13 protein-coding genes are annotated in these 12406 nt (G+C 33.2%); 1 reads left to right on the top strand and 12 read right to left on the bottom strand.

Annotated elements, in window-relative coordinates; genetic code table 11:
- Positions 1-17 precede the first annotated feature (17 nt).
- The 11 genes from QYS49_RS11205 to QYS49_RS11255 form a co-directional block, all read right to left on the bottom strand.
- Positions 18-1061 (bottom strand): serine hydrolase domain-containing protein, encoded by a 1044-nt coding sequence (locus QYS49_RS11205; protein ID WP_308347324.1) that lies wholly within the window; start codon positions 1059-1061, stop codon positions 18-20.
- A gap of 170 nt (positions 1062-1231) precedes the next feature.
- Positions 1232-2248 (bottom strand): transposase, encoded by a 1017-nt coding sequence (locus QYS49_RS11210; protein WP_308347325.1) that lies wholly within the window; start codon positions 2246-2248, stop codon positions 1232-1234.
- A 289-nt stretch (positions 2249-2537) separates the two neighbouring features.
- The gene (locus tag QYS49_RS11215; protein ID WP_308347326.1) at positions 2538-3239 is read right to left on the bottom strand and encodes a hypothetical protein; all 702 of its coding nucleotides are present in this window, start codon (positions 3237-3239) and stop codon (positions 2538-2540) included.
- A 216-nt stretch (positions 3240-3455) separates the two neighbouring features.
- Positions 3456-4355, bottom strand: coding sequence for a hypothetical protein (locus QYS49_RS11220; RefSeq protein ID WP_308347327.1), 900 nt, complete (start codon positions 4353-4355; stop codon positions 3456-3458).
- 262 nt (positions 4356-4617) lie between these two features.
- Complete coding sequence (locus tag QYS49_RS11225) at positions 4618-5151, bottom strand: hypothetical protein (protein WP_308347328.1); 534 nt, start codon at positions 5149-5151, stop codon at positions 4618-4620.
- A gap of 272 nt (positions 5152-5423) precedes the next feature.
- A complete protein-coding gene (locus QYS49_RS11230) occupies positions 5424-6440 on the bottom strand; it encodes a restriction endonuclease PLD domain-containing protein (protein WP_308347329.1) in 1017 nt (338 codons plus the stop codon).
- Positions 6430-7497 (bottom strand): DNA cytosine methyltransferase, encoded by a 1068-nt coding sequence (locus QYS49_RS11235; protein WP_308347330.1) that lies wholly within the window; start codon positions 7495-7497, stop codon positions 6430-6432. Before QYS49_RS11235 ends, QYS49_RS11230 begins: the two co-directional genes overlap by 11 nt.
- 1 nt (position 7498) lies before the next feature.
- Complete coding sequence (locus tag QYS49_RS11240; protein WP_308347331.1) at positions 7499-7822, bottom strand: helix-turn-helix domain-containing protein; 324 nt, start codon at positions 7820-7822, stop codon at positions 7499-7501.
- A gap of 576 nt (positions 7823-8398) precedes the next feature.
- Positions 8399-8839 (bottom strand): DUF4844 domain-containing protein, encoded by a 441-nt coding sequence (locus QYS49_RS11245; protein WP_308347332.1) that lies wholly within the window; start codon positions 8837-8839, stop codon positions 8399-8401.
- 183 nt (positions 8840-9022) lie between these two features.
- The gene (locus QYS49_RS11250) at positions 9023-9604 is read right to left on the bottom strand and encodes a hypothetical protein (RefSeq protein WP_308347333.1); all 582 of its coding nucleotides are present in this window, start codon (positions 9602-9604) and stop codon (positions 9023-9025) included.
- Positions 9605-9666: 62 nt separating this feature from the next.
- Complete coding sequence (locus QYS49_RS11255; protein WP_308347334.1) at positions 9667-10806, bottom strand: tyrosine-type recombinase/integrase; 1140 nt, start codon at positions 10804-10806, stop codon at positions 9667-9669.
- A gap of 92 nt (positions 10807-10898) precedes the next feature.
- Between QYS49_RS11255 and QYS49_RS11260 the strand changes: the two genes are divergently transcribed.
- Positions 10899-11273 carry a hypothetical protein gene (locus QYS49_RS11260; protein ID WP_308347335.1) on the top strand — a complete coding sequence of 125 codons (375 nt, stop codon included), beginning with the start codon at positions 10899-10901 and terminating at the stop codon, positions 11271-11273.
- Between the two features lie 127 nt (positions 11274-11400).
- On the opposite strand, the gene QYS49_RS11265 is transcribed toward QYS49_RS11260, so the two are convergent.
- The gene (locus QYS49_RS11265; protein ID WP_308347336.1) at positions 11401-12393 is read right to left on the bottom strand and encodes a quinone oxidoreductase family protein; all 993 of its coding nucleotides are present in this window, start codon (positions 12391-12393) and stop codon (positions 11401-11403) included.
- Between the last annotated feature and the right edge of the window lie 13 nt (positions 12394-12406).

A 12406-nucleotide genomic window follows, 5' to 3' on the forward strand; every position in this document is an offset into this window, starting at 1 on the left:
AATTACTACTATTTCGCCTATTTTGTATATACATTGTTGGGCGTTCGTTTTTTTATTAATTCCATCAATTCTGTGTGTACATGAAATGTTTCTTTAAAATTATCCAATTTTCTTGCAGTATTTTCAAGTACAATTAGATTCATATTGGTCTGCGGATAATGATAACAAGCTGACACAAAACCTGGTGCATATCCAAACGCTCCTATTTGTGTATTATTTTCACCGTCTTTGAAAAGCAATCCATATCCATATTCTATTTTGTCAAATATCGGATGAAGTCTCGTGGCATATCTTGTTTCCATTAATATCAAAGTCTTTTCATTTATCAGTTTTCCAGAATAAAGCATCTTATTCCATTTGCTCAAATCTTTTGCATTTGAGATAAAAGCACCTGCTGCTACATAATTTTCTAAACTATTTGTCACAAACTCCAATTTTCCATTCTCCGTTTCTTCGTATCCTTTTACAAGACTTTTATAATTTTTATTATCAGGATGATAAGTGTTTTTCAATCCATATTCAGCAAAACATTCGGTTGATAATTCATTAAATGTTTTTCCTGTAATTTTTTCTAATATTTGAGACAATAATTCATATCCAAACTGAGAATAATGAAACTGAGAACCTAATTCAAATTCCAACGGTTTATTCAAGTCTACAATTCCGTGTGTATGAACTAATAAATGATGGATTGTTACTTCATTAGCCCAAGACTGTTTTATATCAGGTAAGTACTGAATGATTTTATCATCTAGTTTTAAATTTCCTTTTTCGTATTCTCTCAATACTAAAACTGCTGTTATCTGTTTACTTATTGAACCTATTACAAACTGGTTCTCCATATTCATAGGAGTCTTGTTTTCTAAATCAGAATAACCAAAAGCTTTTGAATAAATCGTAGTTGTGTCTTTTGTAACAAGTATAACTCCATTAAAACCATTGTTTACAGAAATTGAATCAATTTTTTTGATTAGGTCAGAATATTCTATGTTTTCTTTTGGCTTTGTATTTTGACAAGAAACAACAAGTATTGATACTAAAATTATTAAAATATTTTTCATTGAAAACCTTTCCATTTTTATTACTTCTGTGAATTTAGTTGCACCTCAAAATGACGCCCAACGCCACTGTATAAATTCGTGGCTGATTAAAAGTATAAAAATTTCAATAAACTACCGAGGCAATCCGAAGGATTGGCTTATTAAATTACTTTTCACCAATAAGTCAATCCTTATCTTATGGATAAAGCAAGAGAGTTCAGGTAGTTTTTGTCATATTTTTTATTGTTACGAATAACCGCAAATAATCGATGAATGAGTTTAGACCGAACCGCATTTAAAACTAGCATTTTATTTTTTCCCTCTTCCACTTTTCTAGTGTAGTAATCTCTTAATTCCCCATCAACCTGGATGGCTGAAAGGGCTGCCATATGAAAGACTTGCTTTAATTTTTTATTAGCACGTTTAGAAACTCTTGCTTTGGTTTTTAAACTGCTACCAGACATAAATTGAAAAGGAGCTACACCAGCGTGACAAGCGAACTTTCTTGGGTCTGAAAAGTCTTTAAATCCTCTGGTAGCCACAATAGTTTGTATTGCTGCTTGTGTTCCTATTCCAGTTATTGAGGTAGATAGATTAAACTGATGCTTTAGATTATCATCGTCAGTTATGAGGTGATCAATCTGATCCTGTATGGATTTAAGCTGCAAGACCAGCGTTTTAATAATAGCCTTATATCGTTTGACTTTGTTTTTGTAGAAAGAGTCAGGGACATGTCCTTTTTGATCTTTGATTTGAGCAGTGTATTTAGTTTTGTCTGTTAAGATTAAATCTCTTTCATTTAATAAAAATTTGAGTTCTTCAATAACTTCATCATCTCTATTATATAATTTCACTAAGTCTTTAAATCGGAAAGCATAAATGGCTATTTTTTCAGAATCAATTTTATCATTTTTAGATCTAGAGATACCCGAACGGTGTTTGATCTGAGCAGCATTTTCAATCCACAGATCAATAGCCATAGCTTTACAAGCTTCAACTAAGGAGAAAATATAAAGTCCGGTAAACTCTGCACAAACCAAGCTGTTTTCAATATCAAAGCCATTTCTTTTAAGTGACTTTAAATGTACAATAATACTTTTAGAGTTGTTTTTACAAACTGAGTGATTGAGTTCACCATCTGTGTTTAAAGTAGTAATGTCAATTTTAGCTTTGCTAATATCAATACCAATAAAATTAGAATAATTCATAGATTTACTTTTAAGGATGAAACATAAAGGGATTAAGTACACTCCTAATGACCTTAATAGTCGAGACTAATATTCTTATTGAGGTTTTGAGTACTTAAAAAATAGAATAGTACCTATAAGGATTCTAGATTTTATCTAGCGGATTGACTGGTTTACTATTCTACCTCCTTTCTTATTATAATACAATATCGTAAATCTAAGGTGCGGATTGACGGACTATCTACGAAGAGCCAAAGGACCAATAACCTACTGAACAGCCATGATTTATACAGAATGTTGGCAGTAGTGTTTATTCATTTATCGCAAAATACCTTAATTCGCTTTCGCTTTTTATAAGGTCTATATAAAAATGAAATGTCCCATCTTCTTTTTTCACATTGGTATAATATTCTCTTTTGACAAAACCTGAAGTCTCGTAGTCAACGGTGTCATTTAATCTGTAATCAGCAGAAGGCCATTCTTTTGCTGAATTTGAAATAAATCCTTTAAAGTTTTTGGAAGTCCTAATATCCTCTGCAATTCGAGTGAAATCAGATTTAGATAATTCTAATGTGAAAGTTTGCACATAATCTGTAAAGCCACCGCTTTCATTTTCAATTATTTCAAAATCGTCTTGAAGTTCTATTCCATGCCATGATAGCATTTCCTTCGCCTCTTTTTTACTGAATGTCCAGTCCACTATCCAAGGTTGCAATATGGTTAGGATTAGAACAACTAATAAAGCTACAGCTAAGATTACTCCAGTCTTATGTTTCCCAAAGTTTCTAAATGTCCAATAGGTTAGGAAAATAATTTGAAATGCAATTATTAGTGGCCAAATGAAAAGAACAAGAAAGTCCAAATGCTCAATAAAGCTCCAAATAATTATCAGACTTAAAAGTATGCCTACCACTGACCCTAATTTTTTATGGCCATTCTTAAAAGGTAGCCAAAAGCAAAGAGCAGATAAGCCGAAAAGGATAAAAGTGATTAGTATTGTAACTGGTGCCATTATTTAAATTACTGCCAACGCCACTGTATAAATTCGTGGCTGATTAAAAGTATAAAAATTTCAATTAACTACCGAGGCAATCCGCAGGATTGGCTTATTAAATTATCTTCACACCAATAAGTCAATCGTGCGGATTGACGGGCTGTCTACAAAGAGCTGAAGGAACAATAACCTGCTAACAGCCATGATTTATGACAGAATGTTGTCAATAGTATTTTATGTATTTGAATGTTTAACCTGAAATAGCTTCAACCCTGTGTCTTCTTCAGTACCAGAATTGATTTTCTCATCATTTTCGAGTGATTCCAAAATATCAATAGCGTATTTTTTAGATATCTGGAAGATATAACCTATTCCTCGTGCTGAAAAAGCCTGAGTAGGGTGCTCTAAAAAATAACTATAAATAATTTTTTTGGTGTCTGGCTCAAGGAGTTTTCTTAGTTCGGACGCAATTTCGATTCCATATTTAATTCTATTAGACTCTATTTCGCCTGATGTTGCATGAACTTGTTCATTTCGGATCACACTAAGTTTTTGGTATAAAGAGAATTGATGTTTTGTAAGTACACCTCTTTTAAAAGCTTCTTCCCATTTAAAAGTAGCGCTAAAATCTATGTCATTAGCCTCTAATAATTGCCTTATTAGTTTATTAATTTCTTCCCAAGAAAGGATAAGTGTTGAAAGAGAGTTGTCAGAAGTTGAATAGCTAATTTCGATTTGGAATAAATTTCTGAGTAATAATTCTGCGATAGTTCGATACGCTTCAAGGTGATTTTTATCAACACTCAAACCAGTTCCATCGTGGTATAATTGATTTCTAAGTCTATGGTAAAACTCGACATCAGATAATTCGATATTAGATACCTTATCGCTTGCTTTATCTATTACAAGGTTTAGCATTCTTGGAAAGGAGTTCCCAGCATCCTCTTTTTCTTTAAAAGAAAATTTAACACCAGATAAGCTAAAGGGTATATTTATGAAAGTTCGAATTGCAGTTTCAACCGAATTATCAATACTGATAAAAGCTATTCTTTGGTCAAAAGCCTCACCTTTCGAAATATGATCATCTGCATGCTTTAAAAGTTCAATTGCTCCAGAAGCCCAAGTTTTTTCCATTCATGATTTACGTAATAGAATGATTATTATTGACAACGTGAAGCTAAAATGCGTTTGCTACACTTCGCTGATGAAATACTAAAGTAGCGAAGCCAAACCATAACCACAATTATTGAAAGAGAAATGAAGAGAAAGATACTGAGTGCTTTTTAAAAATCTAAATAAAAACACCGGTTTGGCTTTGTGGCAATGTACCTCTTTACTTTGCTAGAAGCAGTAAGCAAATGCATTTTTAGCAAATGTTAGGGTTAGTATCTGTTTACTAAATCGGTTCTATTTCAACTTCGACTCCATGATTTTTATATTTGTTTAATTCTTTTATGAATTCAATCTGGTCGTCACTTATTAATATTTCCTCATATATTTCTTTTGATTGGCTATCCAATTTAATGGTTATCCAATGCTTCTCTCTTGATTCATCTTCATCATCCACAGAGATATCGATAAACCTATAATTTATAGACTTAATGTCTTTGACTTCTATTATTATAGATCTATTATTCCAATTTTCTAAAATCCTATCATTCATAAATATCAACTTCCCAAATTCTTTTTTCTTATTGATTTTTGATATAAGGATTCCGCTAATTGCTACAAGAAAAATTATAAGTGATTCCCATTTCCACTTTTGTAAAAATCCCATACCATCATATTCCCAATCACCTTCTGCTGGTAATACTCTTAGTAATAGAATGATTAAAAGAAGGATAGATATCACAGTGATTACAGAGCTTAACCTACCTAATTTTTCGTTCTTTTCTTTTTGTCTTACAAGTGCAATTGAAAAATCTGACATTTGTAAAATGAGATTAAAGGTTGAAATTAGTTAACCCTAACGATTAGGCTAAGAAACGTGGGGCCTGTCGAAGTGCTTTTCATTCATGATGAAAAGAAGTAACATAGAAGGCGAAACCGCAAAAAACCACTACCGCCCCATGTTTTCTTAGGTGATGTTGTGCCTTCGTTATTTTTAGTTCAACATGACTTTCATTGATAAGAAAGATAAACATTTTTATAATATTTCCATTTCAGGGAGAATTTTATAAAATTTCGGTTCCAAGCATATACTTAAAATTCCAAATAATATTTTCCTTCTTCGAATTTGTAGAAAGTAAGTTTATCATTTCCATATTCTTGAAGTGTTTCCAACGTTACAGGTTCGTATTTTTTTAGTACTCCGCTTTTTTCTAATTTTCCTTTTAACCAGATACCAAAAATTTGCAAGCTATCTTTAGAACGAATATTTTTATAATAATCACCTTGCGTTCTCATTGGGATTATTAGACCGTCATCCGTATACGCTAAAAAATCACCTTTTGGATAGAAGGCTTGTGAATTCAAGTCATTACTTGCTATTAACTCTATTTCATACCACGGTCTTGGCTTTATTTTACCAGTAGAACGGCTCCACCTACCTTTTCCAAAATATACATTTAGATTTGATTTTTCTTTTTCGGCAACTCTTTTTAGCGGAAATATAAATTTCGGAAGCCCAACCAATGAAACTTTACTAGTATCATAACTTTTTAAATTTGACCAAAGTCTTTTAACCTTGTCTAATACAATTTTCTTTTTACCAGGAACAGTAATTTCAGCCTTATCTATCGAAATTGAGTATGATGGCGAATACAAATCATTTAAAAAGGCAACTAAATCAACTTTCTGATTATCATTTAATATTGGAACTGTACATTCAATATTTCCCTTCGTTCCACTTGAAGAGAAATTAGAAGAACCAACGTATATATTTGAAACGTTTTCTTTGTCAAATTGATAAACCTTTCCATGATATCTTCTGCCATTCGTTACGAAAACACCTGAATTATTACCGTAGGGCTTTAACTCATTATGCAGTTTTGTAACGGCATCTAATTTTTTCTGACTTAAGCCTTCGTAAAAAGCCATGCCTAAAAGCAATCGAGAAGTACCACCTTTTTTAGCAATTTCAATGAATGGTTTTTCAAATGCACTTATGACATCAAGTGATGCATAACCTGAAGCTATAGTTACATTATTTGAGGTGGTAAATTCCTTATCTAATATATTTCGAAATTCTCCACCGTGTTTTTGGAGATTAGTGTACATTAGCCTTTATACTTTCTAAAAATATTTTGATATGCTTTGCAAAGGGTAAGATTCCTGATGGTGGAACAGAGTTTCCAATTTGCTTTCTGACTTCTGTTATTGTACCTTCAAATACAAAATCGTCAGGATAGCCAAAAAGTCTTGCTCTTTCTCGGTTTGTTAATGGTCTAGGTTCATCATAATGATACCCCCAAGTACCGCCACCGCCAGCTGCTATTATGGTCGTTGATGGTTTGCTTGGATGAAGTCTTCTATAAACGTGAGAAATCATCCCCTTAACATAATGCGGTGAGTTTTTTGGAATATCAGTGAAATTTCCTCCTGGGGGAATTAATTTAAGCTTTTCTATTGTATTAGATTGAATGTTTTGATGTTCATTATTATGCATTACTTTTTCCACACCTTCCAAAGCTTCTTTTGAAGACAGATAATTGTCGGCACTTCTTATAGGAGCTGGTATGTCGAAAAATGTATCTAAATCTTTTCTTACTCCAATAATTAAGACTCTTTGACGTAATTGGGCTACTCCATACTCTGCAAAATTTATTAAATGTGCAGTTGTATTATAACCATAATCTCCAGTCTCTGAAAAATCCTTAATTATTTGCTTTATTGCCTGTTTTTTATTTGCAGTAAGAATCCCTTTTACGTTCTCAGCAACAAACATTAGCGGTTGCTTTTGAGAAACAATTTCTACGAAATTTCTATAAAGATTCCCCCTATCAGTACTTATTCCACCTCGTTTCCAAATCATCGAAAAATCCTGACATGGAAATCCTCCAAGAATTAAATCCGCATCGGGAATTGTTGAGTAGTCTATCTTGGTTATATCATCACAAACTATATGGTTTCCAAGATTTTTAGCATACGTCTCACAAGCTCTTTTTTCAATATCATTTGCCCACTTAATATTGAAACCTGCTTGATGGAATCCTAAATCCATACCACCACAACCCGAAAAAAGGGAAATAACATCTATTTTTTCTTTACTCTTAAGGATTTCATTATTGTGGTTATTTGGCGTATAAATTCGTAATTGTGGTTCTTTAACTTCCATATTAAAATTTGAATTCACCTTGTTTGGATTTTTTAATTTTCAAATAATTTGATGTCTTTTCAGCAGCAGTAAAAATAGTTTCTGAACATTTGTACTTGTTTGCTTCTCTTGCGAATTTATCAGCAAAGTATAAGTCAATGACTTTTTGTATTTCGAGTTGAAATAGTTGAGCTAAAAGTTCCAGTTTATTTTTACTAAAAGTTTGTGTACCGTTTTCAATGCGACTTACTGCACTTGAATTAACTCCAATTTTTGCTCCAAAATCTGTTTGCGTCCAATCTCGCAATTCTCTCTCTTTTTTTATAAAGTTGCCAAAGCTTGTCATTCGAAATCTATATTTGATTCATTATTAGCAAATATAAAAATGTTATGCGATTTTACTATCAACTATATGGAATTATTTTGACATTTAGGTTATGTAAGCAATTACAATTGTTATTCATTTTGGCTTTGTACGATGGCATAAAACCCTAAGTGTATTTGACCTGGTGGGCTTTCTAATGAGGCACAACGTTAAGCATATGGCTTAGTGGCGGTTTTCGAAGTGCTTTCTTGTCTGTCCGCACCATACTTAGTTAAATGTACAAAATTTTCCTTTACCGCTTCACCCGCCATAAGCTATATGTAGTGTTATGGAGCTTTACTGTTCTTTCTCAAGCCCTTTATAAGATTATATGTCACACCAATAATGATCACGCTTCCTGCAATGATTGAAAGTAATTTCACTATTCCATAAAACACAGTTAATCTAAGTCCTGCGGTTGGGTTATTATTGCTGATCTTATTTAAATATTCTATTACTTCTTGAGAGTTATGAAGATATAGAAACAAAGAAATCAAACATATACCGAATATGAAGAAAAAAACTTTGGCTAGATTATCTCCGATTTTTTTCAGTCTTTTATTTGGTTGTTGGGTCAAAGCCATACATAAAATTATTCAAATGTCCGTCTGAACTTTCAAGCCGAACAATATTCATTAATTCTTCATAATAAATACAGACTCTTTCTCTATCTTCTGTATCGATTTCAAGGTAAATTTCAGCAAAACGATCAAGTCCTTTTTTAATAGCATCCTGATATTGTTTTTCTGTTGCAGTTCCTTTGTCAGCAAGTTTCTTAAAGTCGTTTGCTGAAAGATTAATTTTTTTTGTTAAGATAGGTTTTAGTTTCGGATCCGCAATTCCTGGATAATTTAATCTATTGTCTTCTATAAACTTCTCCTTAAGTTTAAACTCTTCAAATTCTGTCAGTGCGTTCTCAGGTGTTTTTACTTGGTCTTGTCCGCAAGAAGTGAAAATAAGTAAAGTCAAACCCCAAAATATTCCTGTTATTTGTCTCATAGTTACTCTTTGAATTCTAGTTTAATGTTGACTAAATTTCTTAAAATGAGAAATTTGAAATTATTCTTGTTTTGATACATGTTCTTAATTTCTGGATGCTTTCGTTAGCTTGGGTACAAGGACTTAGCTAAAAACTATGCTCCATAACGTTCTGTGTATGGTGCGTATCCCGAAGGGTATGCATCATACACCTTGTTGTGTGGTCGTTTTATAATTTTCATCAAAAATGGTTCGTATTTTCCTTTGAATTATACCTATTGTAAACGGCATGAAGAAGAATAATACAAATGTGTTACCTGAACTATTTGTGCCAGATATTTTTAATTCAATCATTTTAGATAAGGTATAGAACCCTATTAACAGATTAATCAATATGAATATTTGTCCAATATTAAAAGGGAGTGAAACTATCATCAGTGCTTGCATTATTGATTCTGATGCTCCGGAATACATTGCTACTATATTTACAAGTCCAGCAATTAGGCAACCTATTATAATAATCTTAGCTATCTTAAATCTGGTGTTTAATCCTTTTAAGTTTTCTTTTTCGTCCAGTTGGTCGTTTATCTTATTAGAAACATAATAAGGCCAATATGTTAAAATGAACATCTGAGGATAAACGTAAAAAAATCCAGCAAACATGAATAGGTTATTATTAAAAATCCCAGAACCAGTCATTCCAAACATTAGAATTACAATAAAGAGAAAAGGTGAGAATAATATTAGAAATGTTTGAAGTCCACCTGTTTTTAATAATCTATCCATTTTGTTTTATTTTATGCCACACAACAAGTGAATATAGTCACCCCCCGGTGACTATATATACCTTATGTCAGGCAATCTAATGGATTTGTAATGTTTTTAAAAGCATTTACTGCAACATGTGTGTAAATCTCTGTTGTATTGCTACTATTATGGCCTAATAGAGACTGAATGTAGCGTAAATCAGTACCTGCCTCCAGTAAATGAGTCGCAAAGCTATGGCGTAGCATATGAGGTGTTACGTGCTTTTTTATTGCTGATCGCATAGCGGCTTTTTTTACAATCTTTGAAACACTAGTACTAGAATATTGCTGGCCTTGAGCACCTTCAAACAAAAATACTTTAGGTCTGTATGATTGAAAATAGGCTCTTAGGTCTTTTAATACGCTATTTCCTAATATTGATATTCGATCCTTTTTCCCTTTTGATTGCCTAATCAAAATAGACATTCTTCCGCTATCAATATCCGTAATTTTCAAATTTAATAACTCACTCCTTCGTAACCCAGCGGAGTATAGTAGGCTTACTATACATTTATGCTTTAAATTATAACATTTACCGATCATATTTATAACCTCCTGCTTGCTTAATACTTCTGGAAGGCGGTCCTCCTTTGCAGGTCTGGCAAAATCGTAAAACCGGTTTGGCATCTTCTCTACTACTTCGTAATAGAATTTAATGGCATTGATGTGCATATTCACGCTACTATCACTATACTTTTGATTGATCAAATTTTGAATGAACGTTTTTATCTCTTCTTCTCCTAATTCAGTTAGCTTTTTCTTATTGTAATGGTTGATGAAGCGTTCAAAGCAGCCTATGTAACTTCTGACCGTACTGCAGGCATATCTCCTTTGATTTAGTTCGTTTAGAAAATTTTCAGGGCAGCGTTTGGCACCAGAAGGTAGTACTCGCTTTTTATAGGCTTTTATAATTAAGGTCGGGTCATCGCTGCCTTGCCAGCCTTTTTTGGAGAAATAACGGAAATCGATCCAGGCGATTCCTTTAAATTTTTCCAAAAGCATATAATAATTCTCTTTGGTATTTTCAATACAAACCATCTGTGACTTTTTATGCCATTTAGGAAAGGGGAGAGTTTTTACTAAAGCCTGCAATACTTTGTCTGGATAAAATTTTATACCAATCATTCGCTTGCCCTCAATCTCCAAATGACGTAAGCTGATCATCTTATCAAGATTTTTCATAGCCTTTTTTTTTACAAACACCGCTAAAAATTTCGTCAGTAAAAAACATAACCGTAGATTTAAACGTTTATTAAACGTTTAAATCTACGGTTATGAAGGCTTGTCCAAATTGTGGTGAAGAAGTAATTGGGAGAGAAGGAAAGAAGTTTTGTAGTACTTATTGTAAGTCGAACTTTCATTACGAGAGACGTAAAGAAAAGCAGAGCAGTCTATTTAAGAAAATAGATAAACAGCTTAAGCTCAACAGAAGAATATTGAAAAATTACAACCGTGCTGGAAAAGCTACGGTTAGGGAAGAAGTATTAAATAGTCATGGTTTTAATCCTAACAATTTCACACACTATTGGAAGAGCAAGAAAGGGGAGGTCTATCTCTTTTGCTATGAATATGGCTTTTTATCTTTCACGGATGCTAAAGGAACCAGAAAATACATTTTAATTACATGGCAGCAGCATATGGAAAACTAGAAATGACTCTTTTATATGCTCTGTTTTTTTTCCTCATTTCAGTTGGGTTCTTGAACTATATTCGGAGATATTCACCAATACCCTTTATCTATCATCCTTCACCCAACACCCCTAATCAAGTCTTCCCCTAAACCCTAGCCACCAACTTCCCAAACTGTTTCCCATCCTTCATTTTATCAAATGCATCCACAATTTCATCAAAAGGGCGAACAGAATCTATAATGGGCTCAATTCTGTTTTTCTTTACATAGGCAATCATGGCTTTAAATTCATCATCATTGGCCATGGTGCTACCTTGAAGGGTGATTTGGTTCCAAAACATGCGGTGCACGTCCAGATTTTGAGGTTTGCCTTGTGTAGCACCATAAAAAACAATTCTTCCTGCCGGTTTCATTAGTTTGATAAGGTCATTGATACCGTCTCCTCCAGCACTATCGATCACCAGATCAAAACCACCCGATACTTCTTTTGCCTGTTTAACCCAATCTTCATTTTTATAATTAAAAGCATCTTTTGCTCCCAATTCAATGGACTTGGTTCTTTTTGTTTCATCGCTAGAGGTAACATAAACATTGGCACCCTTGGCTAAGGCAAATTGAAAGGCAAATTGCGCCACACCACCTCCAACGCCTGAAATCAATACATTTTCAGCTTTTTCACAGTTTCCATGATGAAATAAGGCTCTATAGGCAGTCATTCCACCTAATGGGAGGGCAGCCCCAGCTTCGGAACTTAAATGAGCAGGTTTTTCGGCAATTTTGTTAGCCTCTATGGTCACATATTCGCAAAACAATCCGTCAGAAGGCGTTCCTAATATATGATAGTTGGTTGACTGAACTTTAGGATCATCGCCCCAATCTATATTGGGATTGATGAGGACTTCTTTATCCTTCCAAACAGAATCCACTTGCGCCCCAGTTTCTATAACAATACCGCAGGCATCTGAACCTAAAATGGTTCCATGTCTAATTCCAGGATATTTTCCTTCTCTTATGAATTGGTCTCGGTGGTTTAGGGCTACTGCATTAATTTTTACCAAAACTTCATGGTCTTTGGGTTTTGGAGTCTCCTTATTTATAAATTCTAATTGATTATTATCTGCTATAATCAGTGCCTTCATTTTTATTGTTTTT

Source organism: Marivirga salinae, assembly GCF_030503855.1.
GTDB lineage: Bacteria > Bacteroidota > Bacteroidia > Cytophagales > Cyclobacteriaceae > Marivirga > Marivirga salinarum.

What these genes read in the sequence shown, in the direction of transcription:
- QYS49_RS11220 (WP_308347327.1), bottom strand. Translation starts at nt 4,355, where the DNA reads ATGGAAAAAACTTGGGCTTCTGGAGCAATTGAACTTTTAAAGCATGCA.
- QYS49_RS11230 (WP_308347329.1), bottom strand. Translation starts at nt 6,440, where the DNA reads ATGTACACTAATCTCCAAAAACACGGTGGAGAATTTCGAAATATATTA.
- QYS49_RS11225 (WP_308347328.1), bottom strand. Translation starts at nt 5,151, where the DNA reads ATGTCAGATTTTTCAATTGCACTTGTAAGACAAAAAGAAAAGAACGAA.
- QYS49_RS11265 (WP_308347336.1), bottom strand. Translation starts at nt 12,393, where the DNA reads ATGAAGGCACTGATTATAGCAGATAATAATCAATTAGAATTTATAAAT.
- QYS49_RS11255 (WP_308347334.1), bottom strand. Translation starts at nt 10,806, where the DNA reads ATGAAAAATCTTGATAAGATGATCAGCTTACGTCATTTGGAGATTGAG.
- QYS49_RS11205 (WP_308347324.1), bottom strand. Translation starts at nt 1,061, where the DNA reads ATGAAAAATATTTTAATAATTTTAGTATCAATACTTGTTGTTTCTTGT.
- QYS49_RS11245 (WP_308347332.1), bottom strand. Translation starts at nt 8,839, where the DNA reads ATGAGACAAATAACAGGAATATTTTGGGGTTTGACTTTACTTATTTTC.
- QYS49_RS11260 (WP_308347335.1), top strand. Translation starts at nt 10,899, where the DNA reads ATGAAGGCTTGTCCAAATTGTGGTGAAGAAGTAATTGGGAGAGAAGGA.
- QYS49_RS11240 (WP_308347331.1), bottom strand. Translation starts at nt 7,822, where the DNA reads ATGACAAGCTTTGGCAACTTTATAAAAAAAGAGAGAGAATTGCGAGAT.
- QYS49_RS11215 (WP_308347326.1), bottom strand. Translation starts at nt 3,239, where the DNA reads ATGGCACCAGTTACAATACTAATCACTTTTATCCTTTTCGGCTTATCT.
- QYS49_RS11210 (WP_308347325.1), bottom strand. Translation starts at nt 2,248, where the DNA reads ATGAATTATTCTAATTTTATTGGTATTGATATTAGCAAAGCTAAAATT.
- QYS49_RS11235 (WP_308347330.1), bottom strand. Translation starts at nt 7,497, where the DNA reads ATGGAAGTTAAAGAACCACAATTACGAATTTATACGCCAAATAACCAC.
- QYS49_RS11250 (WP_308347333.1), bottom strand. Translation starts at nt 9,604, where the DNA reads ATGGATAGATTATTAAAAACAGGTGGACTTCAAACATTTCTAATATTA.